The sequence below is a fragment of the Salirhabdus euzebyi genome, assembly GCF_014207435.1.
Classification (GTDB): domain Bacteria; phylum Bacillota; class Bacilli; order Bacillales; family Alkalibacillaceae; genus Salirhabdus; species Salirhabdus euzebyi.
Genome location: NZ_JACHGH010000001.1, coordinates 390,772 through 411,711 on the forward strand (window position 1 = coordinate 390,772; position 20,940 = coordinate 411,711).

The window sequence follows — 20,940 nt, forward strand, 5'->3', positions numbered from 1 at the left end:
ATGATTTCCGTAAAAGACTTGCATAAATATTTTGGTGATTTAGAAGTTTTAAAAGGCATTGACGCCGAAATTAAAGAACAAGAAGTTGTGTGTGTAATCGGGCCTTCAGGTTCCGGTAAAAGTACATTTTTACGTTGTTTAAACCTTTTAGAAGAGGTTACGTATGGTAGTGTAACGATAGATGGTGAAGAGTTAACAGATCGAAACACGAATATTAATGAATTACGAACAAAAGTTGGAATGGTTTTTCAACATTTTAACTTATTCCCTCATAAATCAGTATTAGAAAATATCACATTAGCTCCCCAGAAAGTAAAAGGCTTATCTGCTCAGGAAGCAAGAGATGTTGCTTTGCCTTTACTAGATAAGGTTGGCCTTTCGGATAAAGCTGATGCTTACCCGCAAAGCTTATCTGGTGGTCAAAAACAACGTGTCGCTATTGCAAGAGCTTTAGCTATGAGCCCGAAAGTCATGTTATTTGACGAACCTACCTCTGCACTAGACCCAGAGTTAGTCGGTGACGTTTTGCAGGTTATGAAGGATCTTGCTCAAGAGGGAATGACAATGGTTGTTGTTACCCACGAGATGGGATTTGCTAAAGAGGTTGGTGATCGAGTTATCTTCATGGATGAGGGTATTATTCAAGAAGAAGGCGACCCAGAACAAATTTTCGATAATCCTCAAAACCCAAGAACACAAAGCTTCTTAAGTAAAATTTTATAAAGATGGGTAAACATTTATTTATCCTTCTTAGGTGAAGACAAAAGAAATGATTTCATTCCTTTTGTCTTTTTTCATGTCTTCAGTGACTAAATGTTTTCTATTAGATCCCAACTTAAAACACTTATGTTGTTGTATCCCATATGATTTAAATAATTATTAATAATGTTCACTTCATTTTTTGGAACAATAACTGCTTCTACGTCTTCCTTATCAAAATAAAAGTGGTTTAGGCATCTCCACTCTCTTTCTCCGTAAAATGTATCATCATAATCCACATCAAAGTGAGTTATTTTAAGGAAATTTATTAAAGGGTTATGATTATTAATCCCGAGCATATCAAGTACTTCCGTTTCTTTCGAGTGTAATAGTTTGTTTGACTTAATAATTTTTGTAGGGAGAGGTTCAAAGTATAATACCGGATGAAAGTTTTTATGAATCTTTATCGAGTTGAACCCAACTGCATAATCCCCATAATACTGTCGATGAAACGTTAAGTCCTTTAAAGGAATATCACAAACACAACAAAACTTTTCCGTTTCTACTTTGTCTAAAATTTTTTCTGTCGTAGTAGCTTTCAAAACCCTCGTGTTAATTATATTCTTTAAATTCTCCATCGCCTCTTTTGGGTCCCTAAGCACTGAGTTTTTTTTCACTTCCCTTAAACAACGGTAATGGTGCCACACAATACTTCCATCCTTAGAAACAGGTCCCCCAGTAAAATGCCAATAAACATTGGAATAGAAACGAGGTTTCAATATACTCTCTCCTTTCCTCCAATATTAGTGTGTTGAGTTTCGCCGATTTTGATTCAATTTTAACAGGTGTGAAATATTTTTTACGGGATACATTAAAGATAGGAGGTGCATGGAAATGTCTGATGAAAAACGTCAATATCGAACAGGGCAAGGTGTTCCGATTAAAGGAGAATATCGATGTCAATCTGGGGAAAAGGTTCATTTGCAGCCAGGTGAAAATTTTCCGATGTGCCCAGTTTCTGAAAAAGAAACGTATTGGACACATGAAGGACAATAATATTTTACCGACCAATTCTCGTTAGAATTGGTCTTTTTTAATTTATGTCAAAAACCCATTTTAATGTTAACTGTATCCTATCACAGCCATATAACATACTCTTTACTATAGTTGATGAACAGTGAGGAGGTATTACGATGCAGCAAAAATTTAGACAACTTGATCCAATTGGAGGATTGGATCAAGTTGGGCAGTACGGTTCCTATCACAGACCTAGACCTAGATTTCCTTTTCCGTATTGGTTATTTTTCCCACCTTATTACGCACCATACCCACCATATTATCCGCCGTATTATCCACCGTATCCAAGGCCACCGTATTGGGGGTATTAAGTGACAAAACAAGCGTCATGAAGGCGCTTGTTTTATTTTATACATCGTAAATACTAAATTCGAAGTCTATAATGCAATAATTTCTCTATGCTAAAAGTGGATGAACCTGTAATATTCTGGAGTGAACCTTCAATTCTAGCTGGTGAACCTTCATATATTTCCACGAACCTTCAATTAAAGGTCATGAGCCAATATTTCCTTACTAAAGTAAACAAAAAATGCCCACAAATGTTATTTCATTAACATTTATGAGCATTATTCATTATGTAATGGCGTCCCAGGAGGACGTAAATATAATGTATATAAGCTTTGATATTACAGTGCAAAATTAAAGTTATGTGTAATTTTTGTGTAAAAAAATAATAAATGTGAAAAATGTCTTACACAATTAAATTTCCTTACCCTACTTGCTCCTTGTTTCTTTCTAAACGATCTAACCGTTTTACAATTCTTTCCGTCTCTTTCCCGCTAATCATAAGTTGCTCTAGAATATATCCTAAAGCTAAGAAGAAAACACCACCAATAATTCCGCTGCCAATAAATAAGGAAGTATTCATTATATTATCTGATTGCATTTGTTTAGCAAAAGCCAATTCTTCATCTGATGTACTTAATGAGTATTTTTTAGCGTCTTCATAAACCTCTGCTATATCAGAATCATAAACCACAAACCCACCAATCAAACCTACAACGATTAAAATACCTCCAAATACTTTTAAAAATTCTTGCAAACCAATTCCCCCTCTAGATTATTTTCCAATAATACATATTCTACAACGTACATAAATTACCTTCCTATGCTGTTTTGTCTTTTCCTTTAATACTTACAGGTTTAGGTAATTTTGTGATAAACCTTGAATAACCCTCTTTGTCTTTTATCAAATTCAATGAGTGATACCGCTTCATGCTCAATAGATCTCCTTCAGTGAATGGATAAAGCTCGCTTTCTAATTCTTTGAAGTTCTTTTTATCACATCCAGCAATCAGCATATAAGAAGCGTTCGCACTTCTTAGTTCCTCTCGTATATGTTTTATTTGATTTAAATAGTGGCAGCTGATTATTGGTTTAATATTAAACTTAGGTAATCTGCTTAGTTTAGATGTAATAAATTTTTCAGTATTTTCGACCTGATACAACTCATCGATAAATAAATTAACCTTTTTCATTTTATCTCGATTTCCTTTAAATTTTGCTTTCCTTACTTGAAGAGCAAGCCAAATCTTAGAAATCCAGTATGTTGCATAAACATCTTTTTCGTTATCAGTAGAAAACATTGTCTCTGGCATTCGAATGTTGATAAGTTGATTTTTTTGCATTTCTTCAACCAGATCAATGTTATTTGATGTATCCTTTTTTAGCATCATCTCCATATACGGATTTGCTTTTAATTTATTGAGACGATCCATAATTCCAGATATCAGATGATACTTTGTTCCAACTAGCTTTTGTTTTGTAACAGTGGTTGTGGTATTGCCATTTTTAACCTTTTCTTTTTCATCCTTGTATTCATTCAATTCCTCTAGGCTTTCCATGTACTCCCCGATGTTTTCATACTGTTCAACTGGAACACGATCTAAAAAGTCTTTTCTTATTTTGTGATCAGTAAGAACCTTAAAGACGTCATTAATACTTCCTCCATTAATAAATACAATATTAGCTGCAGATTGTAAGTAGCGTTCCATGCGCGAAGATAAGTGAGTGTCATCTGTATTGATGGAGTTTATTAAAGTGGTTAACTGAGTGGTTTGTTTTTTTGCATTTGCATATTGTTCAAACGGATCACTGCTTACAGGGATTTCGTTATAACCTAAACCTTGAATGGTGTTAAAATCATTGCATTCGATATCTAATGTTTTTTCAGTTGAAAATAATTCAGACATTTCATCACTTAATTCGCAATTTCCAATATAGTCAAAGTTAATCACAACCTCATCATGATTTATTGCATCTTTGCCCAAATTGCCAATTAAAGTGGATTTACCTGCTCTATTTGGTCCAATTAATATTAAAGACAAATATTGAAATTCCTTATCCGCCGATAAATAGGCAGGTGTATCTTTCCCTCTAAAGGTGCTAGAACCGATGTACATATTTCCTGTTTGAAGTTCTTGCGGTACTTTTTGCTCCTGCGTTTCCACCTTTTCTATAAAACTGAATCTCTCTAAAATATCCCTGCCGGCTAATTGAATAAAATTTTGCGCTTCCACATCACTAACTTTATTTGTTTCCGCTCCCGGAATAATACGTGCATGAAAATCTTGAAAGCCTCTATGATTTTTCGAAATAAGTTTATTGTCTTCTGAAACAACTTCAAAACTTTGCGCTAAGCTAGTAGCATTATTTCTGCGACGAATGGTATCTTCACTTTCTGACATAACTAATATTTGCGTATTTAAGATAGATTGACTAATTTTTTTATCGGTAGCTGTACTTGTTTTTTTGCCACCGTTTAATCGTTCTAAAAAACTATCTAGAATAGATTCATCTTCTTTCTTTTTATTTTTACCCGCGAATGTTTCTGTTAAATCCTTTATCACACTATCTAACATTGCCATACCTGCTTTAAAAATATAAGTGACGCCCATCTTTTTACGGTCAACTGGATAACCTTTTTTTATTTTTTCTAATGTATTTCTGTAGCTATGTTGAAAACTTCCTTGGGATCCCGGAATAAAATTATACAATACAGCTGCTTTGTCTCCCTCTTCCATTACATCAATAACATTCAGATTACTTTTTAATAAATCGCTATCTCGGCGATCTACTCGTAAACTTAATGCATCTTCTTTTTGATACACCATTTGTCTTGTAATAGCTTTTTCGCCAAACTTCGGTATTTCTTTTACTTCATCAATCGTTACATTATCCCACGAATCACCTAATCGTTCTTTGATAATCGTTACATGCTGTTTTGGTATGATAAAATAGAACTCAACTTTTTGTTTCTCCATGTACAGGTAATATGCAATTTTCCCCTGGCGTTCTAAACTATACTTTGTTCCGATTCCAAATTCTTTTCCTAATAGCTTTACAACTTTTTCTTCTTCCTTTTTGATGCTTTCAAAAAGATGTTTGTATAGTGTGGAAATCGTCCCAGCAATTAAATGCGTATTTGTGTTACGGATAGAGTTATTCGGTTTAATTTTCAAATATACATATTCAGGCTTTATTACCTTCAACACATCAGAGAAGGGTAAAGATTTCATTATTTACCCACCTTCCTAACCGTTCTAATTGCATCCTCACTTTCTGCAGCTACCCCCATAATGATTGAACCAATACAAGCGCAAAATACATACCACATATTATTCACCTACCTTTCTTACTGAAATAACAGCACTATCCAAATCGCTAACTACCGTCGCTAAACAAACACCAACAAAAAAACAAGTAAACATTCCGTGAAAAATCACCTTAATCACTCCTTATTTAAACAGTAATGTTAAAAATATGTGCGTGAGTTGGGTATATACAAACCACCGACCCACTCTTTGTGATTTTGCAATAATACTTGTGAATAAAAGAATCGTTCCACCTATTAATGCAATGGCAAAAGATAAATCAACTAATACGTTTGCAATTCCTTCCAGTACCCACATAATCACATTTTCTACACCTTCTATAACCGTATCACGAGTGAACTCTGCGCCTTTTTCCACCCCTTCCCCTATTAGATCAAACGGATTGGGAATCCAAACATTATCAGGCTCAAAATCTTTACCTGTTTCGGCTAGTAATACACCATTCATTTTAATAAGCATTAAGAACCACTCCCGAATAATCCCTCAACTTGCGACAATCCCCAGGGTAATACTAAGATAGCTGCATACCCAGCTCCATAAGCAATAAAAGTCTTTTTAATACCTTCAAAATCTTCTCTTAAAGCTTTCATGAATATATCCCATCCACCCTTAAGGATGATTCCCCATTTTGCTATTGGAAGTAACTTACCATAAAAAATTTCTTTTGCCTTACCATCAATTCCTGTACTCGCATACACATAATCAAATCCTGAACCGAAAACAAATACACATGTTAACCCAGCGACCGTATAAGGTGTTTTGTTTTGTTCCATATGCTTTAAGATGGTTTCTTTTTTGGTCGACCTTACATAATCCCCACGAACAAAGGAACGAAAATCAATTACTTCTGTTTTCATTCTTTAACCTCCTAAATGTTTTTAACTTTCAACAAAGCCCTTAACGCTTGAATTTCATGTGGTAATTTACTTTTGTCACTCGTAACAAATACTTGGTTTGCTCGGTATTCATTTTTTATCGCAATATAAACAGGTCTTAAACTTACGCTGTGAGAAGAATAATATCTGTTCATTACAAGTTCCGTTACATCGGTAAACAAATCAAGTCCATCGTAATACAGATAAAATTTCATAGAAATCCTCCTAGCTATTTTTTGAATCCCTTTCCGAACCCATATTTTTTAATTCTATTTGTCTCTTCCTCAATACATTTCTTACAATAACTAACCAATTTTTTGTTTTTCCGTCCGCAATTCATACATTTCAAAAAAACACTCCTTTTTTAAAGAAAATTATGCTAGACATGCATATTTCCAATTACGCTTGCATAAGTTTTTTACATAAAGCGTGAAAAACTACCTGGGCCATTCTATGCGGTTCTTACATGTAGTCTTCTAATGCCTCCGAAAAATCTTCTTCTGATTGTATTTGACCCCTGTTAAAGGTCGGAAAACTATTTTCTTTATCCCTCTGAATTAAACGCTTAACGTAAACTGAAAATTTATATTTACTGGCATGATCATTTAATTCCTTTTCAAAGGGATCTTCTAAGTCAAAACTAACAGGTCTAATTTTTCTCGCCATACATTTTCACCCCGAATTTGTACATAGCGTAAGCATTAACGAAAGAAGGATGAAGTAAATGAATAGTGTTAGAAGTTCTAAATTGAGGTTCTATTACTTCTGCATTTATAAAATGTTGTTTTAAATAAGGCAGCATTTCTTTTGCTATTCCTCCAGCTACCTCCACCTCGTCAAATTTATCCCACTTTTTTGATGTTTGGCGGATTATCCCTTCTGCCATTCGTTCATAATCATTACTTATATTGGTATTGGCACCAAAGCTAATCGTAAAGCTATCTTTATCGATGTATCTCATGTCGTGTATAGTGGCGCAATTAATAGTTCCCGAACCAATATCAATTACTCTTCTACGTCCTTTTCTTGGTCTGTGCCACGCAATTATTGCCCCCTCAGGAGCTACCTTAACATCATCAACATGAATGGTCTTGGATGAGTTATTAATAGTAAGTTGGTGTGTTCCTTGCAACATCCCTACAATTTTCATCTTTTCTTCATCATCATGCATTTCAATTGGTTGACCTGTGATAAGTTTTACTTGGGAACCGTCTAAACAGTAACGGTGTAGAGCAATAAGGGTACGAATTTTTGCGTCATTATGAGCTTTCGTTTTCCCCATTAACAAGCCACCAAATTCACTTTCAAACTTAGCTAAGGTACCAGCAAAATACTTTTTCCCCTCATACTCAACTACCATATCCTCCTCGCCATGTTTTTGTTTAAGCTTTATCTCTCTGTATTCTCCAATATCACTATAAAAATCCAACACACCTTCTTTCCCCACTACTTTTACTTTGTAATTACCGGCATCAACAGCCAATAACATAAAAATTTCCCCTCCTTTGTATTACGCACGAAATACCAAACTATTAAACTTACAATCTGGTGTTACCTTCGTAATACAATAATTACTATTCAAATCGTAAAAATATGCGTGTCCAATCGTAAAAAGAGGGATATTTTTTTATTTGTTGAAATATAGGACGAGGTGATTTCGTTGACATTAAAGGGTTTGTGGCAATCAAATTTTAAAAATTATTTGGATTCAAACGGTATAAGACAATCGTGGATTGTTGAGAAGACAGGTTATAACAAATCAACTATAAGTAATCTCTATAAAAAAGGGACTATACCCACATATCAAGTCGGTTACAACATTGCTAAAATTTTGGGTGTGAGGATGTCAAAATTATGGTATTTGAAAGAGGATATAGATGAAGAAATGCGTCCTTAAATTTAGAGGAAATATACGAAATTAAAAAAGCCCCCACCAATCAAGGTGAGGGCTTTGTTTTATTTAATCACAGCTCCAGTAGAAGCAGCTACATATATATTTACTTTTCCGAAGTCTCTCGTTTGGATTGTGACGACATCTTTTTGTGGTATGTCTAATACTTCATATTGCAATCCACCAAACTTAGCAGGTTTCAGGAATGCCTTTTCGTTTCCTTTGACTGGTGCGACATTTAACGCATACACTCTCCATGTTTGTGCTGTTTTTGGCAGATAGAGTGTTTTCTTTTTCTTTGCGTTATCAAGTTTGGATTGTGTCACTGGACCAACTATCCCGTCAACTTTAATACTTTGGTCCTTTTGAAAAGCTTTTACAGCTGCTTCTGTTTCATCTCCGAAGTGACCATCCGTTCCGTATTTTGGAAGCTTATAGCCTAAAGCAACCAGTTTTTCTTGGAGTGATTTTACTTCTTTACCTTTGTCGCCATGACGTAAAACGTTAGCTTCCTTCTTATCTTCAACACCAATGACTTTTAACGGATCGATTGCATTGGTTTTCCCCATGTTCCATCGTCCCTCATGCCATTCAAAATGAAGATGTTGCCCATAAGAACGTCCAGTATTACCCATAACTCCAATTACTTGTCCTTGCTTTACCTTTTCCCCAACGCTAACAGCACGGCTCTTTAAATGTGCATAAACAGATTCATAGACTTGTCCAGCAATCTTATGAACGATGAAAATCACATGTCCATAGCTTGTAGAAAAATAGGACTTAGATACTTCACCATCTGCTACCGCATAGATAGGATGATAGCCCGGATCTGCAATATCTACTCCATGATGGTCAGGACGTTCTTTAGTTCGAAACTTACTTGTTATTCGCTTTGTATCAGTTGGCCAAATAAATGTTGCCATTTACTCATCACCTCCTGCTTCAGTAAAATCAACATAATATTCTTTACCAACCTCAAATTTTTCTAGAGCATTTACATTGTCAATATACATATTGATGCTTCCAGCAGGTGTGTATTTCCAAAACTCCTCATTTTCTGCTGAACCCCCAGTGACAGGGTTTAGTTCAACATTTCCCCCACCGCCTGCACGTTCTGTTTTTGACTCAACTTTAAACTTAGCTCTTACCATTACTTACCCTCTCCTTTTGTATTTTTACTTATCTCGAATAAACCTACGGAAGCCAATCCGCTAATTCCACCAGCCCATAAACGTTCCCCTAAGCTGACATCAACAAAAAAAGCAGCTGCACCTAATCCGATGCCGACTGCTACTGCTGTAACTGGTATAAAACGTTTATTAAGGTTGGATGCACTTTTGACAGCTTGCACCACTCCGTTAGTGACTGGTGCTATTACTGAAGCAATAGCTAAGATTTCAACCATCCTTAAACACCTCCTTCCTTATCAAGATTATCAAGCCTTTTATGGGCTTGTTTTGCACTTTCTTCAACCCTGGTTACACGTTCCCCTAACGATGCCATTTGCCTTTCATTTGCACGTAAATCAATTCGTATGTTCTCAACACCGCTGCTAATGTTATCTAACTTCGTTTCAATAATCGCTTCTCTTGTTGCGTCATTTTTCACTGTCTTTTGGTACTCGGTTTGCTGCCTTTGTCTGTTTACTTGATAGCCTAAATACGCAATAACCAGGCCGAGTATGGATACTAGAATCGTTAGTTCAATTGTCATTTTAACCCCCTGTTTTATGACATAAAAATAACCCACTAAAATAGTGAGCTTAGTAAGGTAACTTCATTACCTCGTTAACCGTGTTTGTTAATTCAGCATTTTCGTTAACTAACTTCGTAATCATTTCGTTTTGTTTTACAATGATTTGTTCAAGATTGTTTATAAATTCTAATAGTTCCATGCATGTATTAGTTAAACTCATAGTCCATTTCTCCGTCGTTTTGGTCTTCTGGTAATGTTTTTACTGCTACATCGATAAAGATGTGATCATTATGTTCAACCGGAGCTTCCTGTTCTACATAATGTGTGGTTTGGTCAAATTCAGGGATAGCAGCATATTCTATTCGTTTGTACCCATCAAGTTGCTTGGAGCTTAGCAACAAATCTCCGTCCTTGATGATTCCGTATTTTGGCATTCATACTCACCACCTTTCTGGCTAATTCAATGTTTACAATTTGTTTCATGATGGTGTGATAAAAAGAAAAGCTGTTACTCCTCTTGATCCATCCCCAGTAGGATATAATCGCAGAAGCGTCTTTATCAGTTAAAAATCCTTTTCTTTCTATTTTTCGAATCCGTCTTTTGATTCTTAAAGCATTTCGTTTACGTAAAATTGTTTTATCGCGAAAAAAGCGTAGGCCAAGAAAATCTATGGCTCGATTTTCAATTTTAAACACTTGCCAATTTTCCTTCGCTTTAAGTTTTATGCTTTCTAAATAGGTTTGAATTGCTGATCTAACTTTATGAAGTTTTTTCTTATTAGGTCCTAGTAAGACTAAATCATCAACGTATCGAACATAATAATGAACACCGAGTTTTTCTTTTATAAAATGATCTAATCCTTCCAAAAAGAAGTTCGCAAACCATTGACTCGTAAAAAATCCGATAGGTTGCCCGATATTGCTATCAATGATCGTATCAATTAACCATAAACAATTCGTGTCTTTTATTTTTCTTCTAAACATGCTTTTCAGGACCTCGTTATCGATAGATGGATAGAATTTCTTCACGTCCATTTTTAAACAGTATTTTGTATTTTTTCGGTCTGTATCTAGCCACTTTCTTATTGCCTTTTGTCCGTAACTGGTTCCTCTGTTCGGAACGCTGCCACAATTGTATTCATACATCCCCTTCATGATAATCGGTTCCACTTGCAGCATTAAAGACCAGTGAATGATTTGATCAGGGTAAAAATTCGGCTTGCAGATGGTTCGTGTCTTTTTGTTTGCTCCATCTTCTATGATTTTTATTTGTGGTTTTGTTGGTGTATATGTTTGGTTTTTTAACATCTTTTGAATCTGAAAAGCGTAATAATCTATATTTTCGAGTATTGCTTTTACTCTTGTTTGCTTTCGCTTTCCTAAAGACGCTTTCATCATTGCGTGTCTTATGTTATCTAAATCGCATATTTTATCGTATATATAGCCATGTCTTTTCAAAAAGTATTTCCTTCTTTCTTATTAGCCTCAAGGTCTTTCGGTAAGACACTACTAAACCCTGCTCTTTGCGGCGAATTTTTACCAAGGGGTATGGATGATAGAGTGCAATAATACAGTGTAATTCTAATAAGAGTCTGCCCGCCGATATTCACGTTCGCATTCCCAGAAGAATTGTTCAAGTTCCAGTTGGACAAACCAGCGTTAGAACCGTTGTTCCAGTTCCCACCAACGTGGGCGAGCTCGCACCCTATCACCCTATGGAGGGATACTCCCTCCAAACCTCCCTAAAGAGGTTTCTTAAGAAGCCGCCCGCCGAGAATCACGTACGCATTCCCAGAAGAAGCGTACAAGGCCCAGTAGGACAAACCAGCGCTAGAACCGTAGGACCAGTACCCACCAACGAGGGCGATTCTCTGCCCGGTACTTTGGTAGTAGTAATCGGAATAATAGGTTGTGCTACCTCCACTTACGTTGACAGGGAGTTCTACGAATGGATTGTTAGTGTCATATCCCATTTCCGAAACATAACCATTTGTATTACTGTTTACATATCCGACTTGTTCATATGGGGAAGCAAACACATTACTTGTATAATCATCCGCGTTTTTCGCTACCCAAGTTTGGTGATCATTAATATTTATACCGTCAACAAATTGATAAATATCTCCCCAAGGTGACTCTATACCACGATATACACATGGGTGTTTACCGTCCGAGTTACTCACAATACTACCGCTCGAAGCTAATATATTTCTGCTGAATCCATTGACCCATCCTCGGTTAGATATGAATTCTCCTACCACTGTATCTATAGGGTCTCCGTCGAATGTGATTGCAGTATTGTCAACATCGTAAGGTTGAATATCTGTTATGATTCTAGGTTCTGTATTGCTCCAAATGGAGTTGTTTATCGTAATGCTTTGTCCTACTCGGAAATAACTAGCAGTCGCATTTGAAACTATGGCTCTATTCGTTGCTAATTCAGCCACCGTAATGGTGTCTGATTCAGATACACGTCCACTTGTAAAACCATTCATGACTGATTGTGAATTTAAAGTGGCGAACTCAACGTAAAAAAGAGTTTGGAGAACATCCATAACATGAATATCAAGTTGTTGATACCCCGCTCCATTGTTTCTTGCGTAATCCCTAAATTGAACGATATTACGACTAACTAATGGATGTTTGTCGACTTTGGATTCTAACTTATCCGTATCACTCAATGAAGCCTTATATTTCCCAACATCGATATAGTCTAATTCCTTATTATTTTCAAAGTCCCAAAAGCACCATGGAAGGTAGAATCCTGTATATTTCATTTTGGATATTTGCCATAACTTAAATCCTTGTCCGTCTTTTTTGCGGATGTAGAACTTCGGAATTCGAATAAACACATTCCCGTTATCATCCGTTACTTCTCCTATATCCCGGTAAATAGGTAAGCTGTCAAAATCGTTTTGCACTAATTGACCGTCAACACCAGCATTTGCAACTTTCCCTTCTGCTGCATCCGTGCGAGTTAATGTTGGATTTGAACTTTTGTCCCAATAGGCACCAAACACTAAAGCACTATCCGATAAGACATTAATTATTTCGCGTTGATTGTACAGAAGATCTTCTATGTTGGTTAAATTCGTATCTAGTGTGACGGTACTACCTGTTACTTTAGTGTCGGATTGAATCTTAGTTGTACCGTTCACAATCCCCTCCACTTTGCTGTCTAGTTCGGTTAATTTTGTTAGAACATTATCGTCCTTTACTTGTTGTAAGTCTTTTTGATTATCACTTGTTATTGGCTTAAAAACATTTGCAGAAACATCAAAATATTGAGGAATGGGGTTCCCGTTTTTATCTGTGAGTAATTCGGCATCTTTGTAGCTCATGTTATCACCTTCTTCATAATATTAACGGTTAAATAATCGTTATTAGGAAAGGTCTCTATCCTTTCGTCCGAAAAGATCACTTCAAATTCAGCTTTAAAAAATCCAGTTTCTGAAGTGTGAACATTCGTAAATGGAACTAGCACCAATCCATTGGCAGCATCTTCAATCCTGGCTGTGATTTTATGTTTTCCCATACAAAAAAGAACGGTTGCTCCGTCTAGGTTCACATTACCGTTCTCGTTTGATAAGGTTGCTTTTACTCCTATACCTGTATCATTTTGTTTTAAATGAATCATGCTTCACGCTCCTTCGGCATATCTGCCACATGAGTAGAAGTCAAAAATACTTTTTGTGACTGAATCCGAATCGTTTCATACAATACATTCCTAACGTAAGGAATGAAGGATGCACCTCTTAGATTTGCATCAAAACCAACCTTGGATACGTTGTTTACTTCTACTTCACTCACGTAATCACACCTACAATCACATTCTTAATTAACATGACTCGATCGTTTGCTTGTGGTGTATAAGAAGCTAAATAAGGATACCTTTTAATGGTTACAGCTGTTTCTCCGTCGAAAATTAAGGAAGGTCTACCACTGGTATAGTTAGGATCCACCTTTGCAAAACGGACCACATTCTCTTGTTTTGGCGTTTTGAACATTTTCACAAACTCATTAGCGGTAGGTATCATACACTTACCACCCTTCTTAATTCGTGTTCCATTGTCCCTCCTGCTACTAAAGGAAAGGACCAGGCTGTTTCTGAATATTTAGCACTTACCCCTAATTTAGAATAAGTAATCTGCAAAACATCATCCACATCATGAAAAGGCATGATGCCTGTTTGAAAACGAATATTACCAAACACTTGACTGGCACTATTCGCAATACGTTCTGCATACCCATCTAAAGCTTCTTGATCTGCTATGTCGTCTATTTCTCGGTAGTCCGTAATCGCTCGCCCTCGACTGACTGTACTAATAGGGCTATCAGGATTGTCGTTAGTATAAACGCTGCGCAACGGTTCCTGTTCAGCATTGGTGCGGACTACGACAAACTGGTTTGGTACTTGGGATAAATCAAACTCTTCTGTCATACCTGGCAATGTAACCGATTCATCATCGTCGATATACGTGTACTCTGCAGATCGTTTCGCTGGGCTTCGATAAGATGAGGACGTGTAATATCCATTTACATCTACTTTAATACCGTCATAGTTAATTTGTCGAAGCAATTCGTTGACGGCAAATAGTTTCTCTTTACCTGGTTCAAACTCTATATCTTTATCTAAAGACTTGTCTGTAGATTCGATATTCCAACGCTGAATACCTGCGCTTTGCAAAATAGTAATCACCGCTTCTACATAGTTAGTACCAGTTGTAACGGTATAACGACCTGTAAACTTATCTTCTTTTAACACGATCAACCCATCATAGGCCTCCACATCACGTATGACCATATTATTTTGATCCGTTTTTGTTGGACTGGAGAGCAAAAATACACCAAGAGGGAAGGAAACCCAACCGTTTTTCTTCACCGTAATTAGTTGTCTAAATTTCGATGGAAAGTTCGGCTGTATGAAATACGTGCTTTCTTTCACATCATATCGATTACTACGCACATACACCTCTACAAAAGGTTGGATTCTATCACTCAAGTAATCTATTTTCCCATCATCCTCTAATGTAAATCTAGCGGTTCGTTTGATGTTATTCCCTGAATTACAAGAAACATCACCACTAATCACATTAGTCAACGTACGAATGTAATTATTGTTTTTATCTAACAAGTCATAACGAAAACGCATGTGAATAGGAGCGTATTTACCATGAAGCGCATCTTTTACTTCTTGTTGTGTAAAACCATCACGCGCAAGGTTTAACATCATACCACCTCGCTATAAGACGTTCTTGTAACTTTAATAGTGGTTTCATTCCCATACCGTGTATCATTTATTGGCAACTCAGTAATCGTTCCGAATATTTTTCTACCTCTTCCGTCCCGGTAACACACGATATTTTTGGCTTTGATGATTTGATTTAATCTTTCATAATCTTCCCAATCTCTTAACATTTCTAGGGTTACAGTTAAGACATCCTCTTCTTGATCACCAAAGTAAGTGACCGGGGACTTTCTGCCCGCAAAATAGATGTTTGCTGATTGAGCTGCCCATTGCGTGTCTCTCCCGCTTCCATCTGCCATAAAGTGGTGTAAGGTGTCTGTATCTGTGACATCATGTAGCCAAACGCCTTTAAATGTAACGGAATTACTACCTACATTACTTTCTGAATAAGTGCCATTATCCCCCCAAGATCTGACTCTGTATTCATAAACCTTTCCGCTCGCTACTGCATAGTCTTCAAAAACAACGTTTGGCGGTAAATCATTAGCAATTCGAATAAAGCTTCCGTTTTCTTCTCGTCTATACAAAGCATTTCGCGTGACGGTTGGTTGAGTTCCGGAAGGTGTTGGGTTAGAAATTTGCACAATTATATGAGAATGACCCGTAGTTAGTGACATATTTGGTTTTGCTGGTTGTGTATAGCTAACATTTATGTTTAATGACGCGTATGTGGACCAAAGACCGGTACCGTCCATCACTCGGACTCGGATAGTGTACTGAGCTCCGTTTAATAAATCGATTCCAACTGTACGCGCCCTATTAATACTATTTACTATCCCTGTATCCCAAACTACTGTATTTACACTATCTTCTATAATTATCTGATACGCAGTTTGCTCCGAGCTAGTCCACTGAACAGTTGGATTGGCAATATTAACAGGGTTGGTTGGGGCAGTAATAATTGGTGCATCCGTTGGTTCTGCTGCTTGAAAAATAGCAATAGAGGAATAAGGACCTGCCAACCCCGATGTATCATATGTTCTAACGCGCCATTCAATTAATGCATTAGGAAAAACATTAGCAGAAACATCTGTATACTCTTTATTAGATGTTTTGGTTATCGTATTCCACGTAGATGCACCTTGCTCTCGCCACTGCAAATCAAATTTTGTTTGGGGATCATTGGTGTTCGGATCATTATGTTGCCAAGATAAACGAGAAACTTCGGTACGATCAACTACCCCACTACTCGGACTTAAATTACTCGGCTCATTCGGCGCAACGTTGTGTTGAATCGTGAATACACCATTTGATTCATCCCAATCACTATATACCTCACCATCAAAAGCCCTTACTCTAATTTTGGCTAAACTTGTTTGTGGTTCGTCGATGAAGTTGTACTCATAACTCGTGGCATTTTCGGCGGTATTAGCAACGATAGTTCTCCAATTATTACCGTTATCTGTCGTTAATTGAATTTGGTAAGATACACCCGGACCAATACCATCCCACGTGATCGTATGCGCTTCATTCCATGTTTCTCCACCATTCGGAGAGGTTAAAGTGGGAGTATCAGCTATGTTTCTTTTTGTATAGTAGTAATCTCCTACTCTACCATCATCAGGATAGGTACCTTCTTCAGCTGTAACTGTTTCGACATAGGAGCCTTTACTGTAATTAGTATAAGCTTCTCCTTTCTCGTACCAATATCCATCTGAGTTACGTTGTCCATCTGTAAAAGCTGAGCTTGAGCCAGTAATGGTATTAATAAACGACCCACGATTATAAGACGAAAGAAAAGATGTTCTCTTATATCGATTCCACTCTCTCGCGATTGTATCTAGGGTTCCGCTTCCACTTATACTTACATCACCCGGACCCCATCCGCCAGAAGGTAATGAGAAAGAACTGCTCATGTTTACAGTTTTGGTTCCGTTCGTGTTGTGAGTGACCCACACTTCTCTTTCATCAATAATCTCAGCTTGTCTTCCTGTTGGAGAATTACTTGCGCTATAACTAAAACCGCTGTTACTATTTGAATTAAAGCTTCCTCTTGTATATTTCGTTCCGTTAATCGTTACTTCAAAGCCAGATACTGTACCATTCCAATCATAATTTGAAGAATCTGAATCGACTAGTACCTGCACATTGATTTTCGTTCTATTATTCGCAATATCTTGACTTACTTCTCGCCAATATATCCATGATCTATAGTCCGCTGTTCGTTGGGTAACCCCACCTTGTATTAAACCTGAATTTGCCAAAAGATTTCACCACCCTCTGCTTCCACATCATTTTAAGGATATCTGTATCTATTCACTGTGTTACCAGATGAGGTATAAACCATCCCAGGTGATTCAGGTTTAATTGTTTTGGATGAACCCGAATTTGAATAATTTCCACTCGCCGAACTAAACGAGTAGCTACTATAACCCGAAAAAGAATTGCCATAACCACTACTCACAAATTGCCATGATCCTTCCGCATATACAGGAACAGCATTGTATCTATCCCAGTAGTAGCCGGATGATACATTTGCATTGTATTTATCGTAATGATATCTAACCACGGTTTATCCCCTCCTTAGTGAGCATTTTGTGCTTGTTTAAGACCTGTGAATAATTCTATTATTCGTTGAAGCTCCATTATGTTGCCAGCATCCACAGAAATGTTAATAGTGCGATAATCATTAGTCGAGGGTTGATTTAATCGGCTCAAAATCTTATCAGCTTCTCCGATAGGTCTAGCTCCCGAAGCATATCCAGGTAAACGATTGATTGAATTTAAAATCTTCTTAGATTCATCATGAGTAAATACTTGATAACCTGTAGGTCTGTCATACATCCCATAATTCAACAGTTCCCACTTATTGCCCAATCTACCTAATTCATAACCTTCCTCACCAGCTATAAATTTACCACCTGGATGATGATCTGTTCCTTCTGCATACCACCCTAAATCTTCTGCTAACCCCTTTGCGGTCATTATTCTTACACGCTTCGTAACCTCTTTACCAAGTTCACGATTAAGCGTTTCCCAAAAATTAGACGGATGTTCTTGTATATTTACGTCTTTATAAACGGTTTGGCCCGCAAGCTCGTTAATCACTTCAAGCTCACCTTGAGCAGTGCGCAAGCGACCTAATTGTTCATCTATTGCAGCAACTTGATCTTCATATTCAGCTGTGTTTAATTCACCATTTTCGCGAGCTTCATTCAGTTGAGCCTTTAAAACTTCTAATCTAGATATTTCCTCGTTTACTTTAGTTAAACCTCGGCCTTTTTCCGCAGTAACGTCAGCCTGTGATAAAATAAGTTGTTCGTAATCGTATTTCAAGGCTTCTATCTTTGCAAGTTCTTCTTTGGTGACGTCCAAATCATCATTTTTTGTATTTAGCTTATCCACTAATTTTTCATACGTATTCTCAAGTAAAGACTTTTCCGTTTCAAGTTCTGCTACTAATCTTGATTGTGAATCTACTTGACTTCGCAAGGATAACCACTTTGCGTTGCTTTCAACAGTTCCATCTTGCTCGAATCCTAATAATTCTTCTTGTAAGTCTCTTAATTTTTGTTCTTCATTTCTTAGCTGATCTGTAATGTCTAATCTAGAGGAACGATTTTCTGCTATGTCTTTCTCTGCTTGTTTTATTTCTTTAATAAGTTCTTTTTGGTCCTTCAGATGTTCGTTTTCGTTTTCAACAGCATTTAAAAGTTCACGTTCAGCATTGATTAACAACTCTTCACGTTTTTCTCGATTTAAGTCCTTTAATGCGGACGTGTTTTCTGCATAAGCATTACCTTGGTCAGATATTGCTTTTGTGGTGTCTGGGGATTTTTCAATTACTTTATCGTTTAATCCGAGAAACTCTTCCATTTCAGCATTTGTGAATCCTGATTTTTCTAATAGGTCTGCTTGCTCATCTTTTAGTTTTTTTATTGCTTCTTCACCTTTGGCGCTCTCGAGCTCTGACAATATATCCATGTACCGAAGCATTTCAGCATTTGATAATTTATTATACGATTGTAGTTCATCAAAACGATTAATTAATTGATCAGTTGCTTCAATTTCTGTTGACATATTTTCAATGATGTCATAATTAATGTCATGAAGTTTTTCTTTTTCCTTAGTTAGGTTATAAATTCCGATACCGAGTGCTCCCACTCCGGCAACGGCTAATCCAACCGGACCCCCTAAACCCAACATACCTAAACGTCCAAGCAATCCTGACCCCTTAGATTTACCAAGTAGATTAGCTACACCGCCAATTCCTTTCGATAACCCACCTATTGTTGTTATCAATCCACCTAGACCCACACTAACAGGTCCGATTGCTGCAGCCATAGCAATCATTTTTAAGATAGTTCTTTGCTCTTCTTCGCTCATCTCAGAAAATGCTTGAGCTCCATCTTCAATTTTTTGAATGAGAGGTTCTGCAGCATCTAATGCATCCATTACTGCAGGTGCTAAAGATTCTCCTAATGAAATCGCAACGTCTTTTACTCGGTTCCACATAATTCTTAATTCAGATGCAGTGGTTCCATATCGTTTTTCGGCTTCTTCCGTTAAGGCTGTGTTTTCTTCCCATGCTTTGGAACCAATATTAATTGCATTTGTAAATACATCTGAAGCGCCAGCTGCACGCAGTAGTGCATCTCGCATACGAATCTCTGTAATTCCCATTTCGTCTAGAATACCAATTGCTGATAGTCCTCGTTCCTCTGCTGAAGAAAGTCCCTCTATAAACATCATAATTGCTTTTGTTGCATCCTGTTCAAACGCTTTTTTAAAGTCGCCAGAAGATACACCAGCAACTTTTGCAAATGCTTCAAGGGAGTCTCCGCCACGTTCTGCAGCTAACTGCATTTCAACCATGACTTTACTGAACGAACTACCTCCAGCTTCTGCCTCTATACCAACCGAAGATAATGCGGCTGCAAAGGACAATGTTTCGGCTTCTGTTAAACCAATTTGTGCACCAGCACCAGCCAAACGTAAAGCCATACTGGATATTTCACTTTCCGTAGTGGCTAAATTATTTCCTAAACCAACAATGGTTGATCCTAATCTGTCAAAGTCATCTTGTGACATTCCGACGATATTTGCAAATCTTGCAAACTCTGTAGCAGCTTGGTTAGCTGATAAATTTGTGGACTCACCCAAATCAATCATGGTACGAGTGAAATCTTCTATGTTTTCAACCTCAATACCCAATTGACCAGCCGCTTCTGCTACACCTGCAATCTCAGTTGTGGAAGCAGGGATCTCTTTGGCCATATCTCGAATGTTTTCCCTTAATGATTTCATTTGTTCGGATGTAGCATCGACGGTTTTTTCTACTCCTGTAAAAGCAGTTTCAAAATCCATGGCGGCCTTAAAAACTGCACCACTACCTGCAATAATAGGAGCTGTAACCTTTAAAGAATAATCACGGCCGAAGTCGGTCATTGATTGTCCGATTGTCTGCATTTTTGTTCCGGCATCATCAAGATTACGACTTAACTTTTTCCATGGATTTGTTTGAGCTTCAATAGCCTCTGTAACCTTATTTAATTGTTGTTCCGTTCGATTCATCTGAGCGACTGTGTTGCGGTATTGATCTGCTAAATTTCTAGTTTGTTTAGCATCTTCACCCTTCGTTTGCCTCGATTCTTCATAACGTTTACGCAATTCTTTTACTTGTTCTTGTTGGGTTTTAAATCTTCTTGTGAGGATGTCAGACTGTTCACGCAATCCTTTTAAACTTTGGGAATATTCCTTACTGCCAGATTTAGCTAGGTTCATTTCTGAACGTAAACTCTTTAAGTCTTGTCGAAAACCTGTTAATGACCGAGTAGCACCTTCATCCTCCCAGGATAGCCTAGTTCGTAAATTACCAACGTCTTTTGTAGCCAAAGTCTC

At 37.1% G+C, this 20,940-nt stretch carries 27 protein-coding genes; 4 read left to right on the forward strand and 23 right to left on the reverse strand.

Annotated features, from left to right (window positions below; all coding sequences use genetic code 11):
* Positions 1-723 carry an amino acid ABC transporter ATP-binding protein gene (locus tag HNQ94_RS01915; RefSeq protein WP_174494484.1) on the forward strand — a complete coding sequence of 241 codons (723 nt, stop codon included), beginning with the start codon at positions 1-3 and terminating at the stop codon, positions 721-723.
* Positions 724-809: 86 nt separating this feature from the next.
* On the opposite strand, the gene HNQ94_RS01920 is transcribed toward HNQ94_RS01915, so the two are convergent.
* On the reverse strand, positions 810-1,478 hold the full coding sequence (locus HNQ94_RS01920; protein WP_174494483.1) for an abortive infection system antitoxin AbiGi family protein: 669 nt from the start codon (positions 1,476-1,478) through the stop codon (positions 810-812).
* 115 nt (positions 1,479-1,593) lie between these two features.
* On the opposite strand from HNQ94_RS01920, the gene HNQ94_RS01925 reads away from it, so the two are divergent.
* Positions 1,594-1,755: a YjzC family protein gene (locus tag HNQ94_RS01925; RefSeq protein ID WP_174494482.1), complete on the forward strand. Its 162-nt coding sequence runs from the start codon at positions 1,594-1,596 to the stop codon at positions 1,753-1,755.
* Positions 1,756-1,892: 137 nt separating this feature from the next.
* Positions 1,893-2,087, forward strand: a complete 195-nt coding sequence (locus HNQ94_RS01930; RefSeq protein ID WP_174494286.1) for a spore coat protein — start codon at positions 1,893-1,895, stop codon at positions 2,085-2,087.
* A 398-nt stretch (positions 2,088-2,485) separates the two neighbouring features.
* Here the strand turns inward: HNQ94_RS01930 and HNQ94_RS01935 are convergent, their stop codons facing one another.
* The 7 genes from HNQ94_RS01935 to HNQ94_RS01965 all read right to left on the reverse strand — a co-directional run bounded on the left by HNQ94_RS01935 (position 2,486) and on the right by HNQ94_RS01965 (position 7,754).
* A complete protein-coding gene (locus tag HNQ94_RS01935; protein ID WP_174494481.1) occupies positions 2,486-2,818 on the reverse strand; it encodes a hypothetical protein in 333 nt (110 codons plus the stop codon).
* Positions 2,819-2,882: 64 nt separating this feature from the next.
* Entirely contained in the window at positions 2,883-5,294 is a 2,412-nt protein-coding gene (locus HNQ94_RS01940; RefSeq protein WP_174494480.1) for a type IV secretory system conjugative DNA transfer family protein, read from the reverse strand.
* A 219-nt stretch (positions 5,295-5,513) separates the two neighbouring features.
* Positions 5,514-5,849 carry a hypothetical protein gene (locus HNQ94_RS01945; RefSeq protein ID WP_174494479.1) on the reverse strand — a complete coding sequence of 112 codons (336 nt, stop codon included), beginning with the start codon at positions 5,847-5,849 and terminating at the stop codon, positions 5,514-5,516.
* Entirely contained in the window at positions 5,849-6,247 is a 399-nt protein-coding gene (locus HNQ94_RS01950; RefSeq protein WP_174494478.1) for a hypothetical protein, read from the reverse strand. The genes HNQ94_RS01945 and HNQ94_RS01950 overlap by 1 nt, the downstream gene beginning before the upstream one ends.
* 11 nt (positions 6,248-6,258) lie before the next feature.
* Positions 6,259-6,480, reverse strand: coding sequence for a hypothetical protein (locus HNQ94_RS01955; protein WP_174494477.1), 222 nt, complete (start codon positions 6,478-6,480; stop codon positions 6,259-6,261).
* 247 nt (positions 6,481-6,727) lie between these two features.
* The gene (locus tag HNQ94_RS01960; protein ID WP_174494476.1) at positions 6,728-6,931 is read right to left on the reverse strand and encodes a hypothetical protein; all 204 of its coding nucleotides are present in this window, start codon (positions 6,929-6,931) and stop codon (positions 6,728-6,730) included.
* Entirely contained in the window at positions 6,915-7,754 is an 840-nt protein-coding gene (locus HNQ94_RS01965; RefSeq protein ID WP_174494475.1) for a ParM/StbA family protein, read from the reverse strand. The genes HNQ94_RS01960 and HNQ94_RS01965 overlap by 17 nt, the downstream gene beginning before the upstream one ends.
* A 171-nt stretch (positions 7,755-7,925) precedes the next feature.
* On the opposite strand from HNQ94_RS01965, the gene HNQ94_RS01970 reads away from it, so the two are divergent.
* Positions 7,926-8,162, forward strand: a complete 237-nt coding sequence (locus HNQ94_RS01970) for a helix-turn-helix domain-containing protein (protein ID WP_174494474.1) — start codon at positions 7,926-7,928, stop codon at positions 8,160-8,162.
* A gap of 59 nt (positions 8,163-8,221) precedes the next feature.
* Here the strand turns inward: HNQ94_RS01970 and HNQ94_RS01975 are convergent, their stop codons facing one another.
* The 15 genes from HNQ94_RS01975 to HNQ94_RS02045 form a co-directional block, all read right to left on the reverse strand.
* Positions 8,222-9,079 carry a peptidoglycan DD-metalloendopeptidase family protein gene (locus HNQ94_RS01975; RefSeq protein WP_174494473.1) on the reverse strand — a complete coding sequence of 286 codons (858 nt, stop codon included), beginning with the start codon at positions 9,077-9,079 and terminating at the stop codon, positions 8,222-8,224.
* Entirely contained in the window at positions 9,080-9,307 is a 228-nt protein-coding gene (locus HNQ94_RS01980) for a hypothetical protein (protein ID WP_174494472.1), read from the reverse strand.
* Complete coding sequence (locus HNQ94_RS01985; protein ID WP_174494471.1) at positions 9,307-9,561, reverse strand: holin; 255 nt, start codon at positions 9,559-9,561, stop codon at positions 9,307-9,309. Before HNQ94_RS01985 ends, HNQ94_RS01980 begins: the two co-directional genes overlap by 1 nt.
* Before the next feature lie 2 nt (positions 9,562-9,563).
* The gene (locus HNQ94_RS01990; protein WP_174494470.1) at positions 9,564-9,869 is read right to left on the reverse strand and encodes a hypothetical protein; all 306 of its coding nucleotides are present in this window, start codon (positions 9,867-9,869) and stop codon (positions 9,564-9,566) included.
* A gap of 49 nt (positions 9,870-9,918) precedes the next feature.
* Positions 9,919-10,071 (reverse strand): hypothetical protein, encoded by a 153-nt coding sequence (locus HNQ94_RS01995; RefSeq protein ID WP_174494469.1) that lies wholly within the window; start codon positions 10,069-10,071, stop codon positions 9,919-9,921.
* The gene (locus HNQ94_RS02000) at positions 10,058-10,285 is read right to left on the reverse strand and encodes a hypothetical protein (protein ID WP_174494468.1); all 228 of its coding nucleotides are present in this window, start codon (positions 10,283-10,285) and stop codon (positions 10,058-10,060) included. Before HNQ94_RS02000 ends, HNQ94_RS01995 begins: the two co-directional genes overlap by 14 nt.
* Positions 10,227-11,309 (reverse strand): RNA-directed DNA polymerase, encoded by a 1,083-nt coding sequence (locus HNQ94_RS02005; RefSeq protein ID WP_174494467.1) that lies wholly within the window; start codon positions 11,307-11,309, stop codon positions 10,227-10,229. Before HNQ94_RS02005 ends, HNQ94_RS02000 begins: the two co-directional genes overlap by 59 nt.
* Before the next feature lie 284 nt (positions 11,310-11,593).
* Positions 11,594-13,192 (reverse strand): hypothetical protein, encoded by a 1,599-nt coding sequence (locus tag HNQ94_RS02010; protein WP_174494466.1) that lies wholly within the window; start codon positions 13,190-13,192, stop codon positions 11,594-11,596.
* Positions 13,189-13,488, reverse strand: coding sequence for a BppU family phage baseplate upper protein (locus HNQ94_RS02015; protein WP_174494465.1), 300 nt, complete (start codon positions 13,486-13,488; stop codon positions 13,189-13,191). The genes HNQ94_RS02010 and HNQ94_RS02015 overlap by 4 nt, the downstream gene beginning before the upstream one ends.
* Complete coding sequence (locus tag HNQ94_RS02020) at positions 13,485-13,661, reverse strand: hypothetical protein (protein ID WP_174494464.1); 177 nt, start codon at positions 13,659-13,661, stop codon at positions 13,485-13,487. Before HNQ94_RS02020 ends, HNQ94_RS02015 begins: the two co-directional genes overlap by 4 nt.
* Positions 13,658-13,888: a hypothetical protein gene (locus tag HNQ94_RS02025; protein WP_246199910.1), complete on the reverse strand. Its 231-nt coding sequence runs from the start codon at positions 13,886-13,888 to the stop codon at positions 13,658-13,660. The genes HNQ94_RS02020 and HNQ94_RS02025 overlap by 4 nt, the downstream gene beginning before the upstream one ends.
* Positions 13,885-15,081 carry a hypothetical protein gene (locus tag HNQ94_RS02030; protein WP_174494463.1) on the reverse strand — a complete coding sequence of 399 codons (1,197 nt, stop codon included), beginning with the start codon at positions 15,079-15,081 and terminating at the stop codon, positions 13,885-13,887. The genes HNQ94_RS02025 and HNQ94_RS02030 overlap by 4 nt, the downstream gene beginning before the upstream one ends.
* Complete coding sequence (locus tag HNQ94_RS02035; RefSeq protein ID WP_174494462.1) at positions 15,081-17,303, reverse strand: glycoside hydrolase family 78 protein; 2,223 nt, start codon at positions 17,301-17,303, stop codon at positions 15,081-15,083. Before HNQ94_RS02035 ends, HNQ94_RS02030 begins: the two co-directional genes overlap by 1 nt.
* 32 nt (positions 17,304-17,335) lie before the next feature.
* Positions 17,336-17,608 carry a hypothetical protein gene (locus HNQ94_RS02040; protein ID WP_174494461.1) on the reverse strand — a complete coding sequence of 91 codons (273 nt, stop codon included), beginning with the start codon at positions 17,606-17,608 and terminating at the stop codon, positions 17,336-17,338.
* A gap of 14 nt (positions 17,609-17,622) precedes the next feature.
* Positions 17,623-20,934 (reverse strand): phage tail tape measure protein, encoded by a 3,312-nt coding sequence (locus HNQ94_RS02045; RefSeq protein WP_174494460.1) that lies wholly within the window; start codon positions 20,932-20,934, stop codon positions 17,623-17,625.
* Between the last annotated feature and the right edge of the window lie 6 nt (positions 20,935-20,940).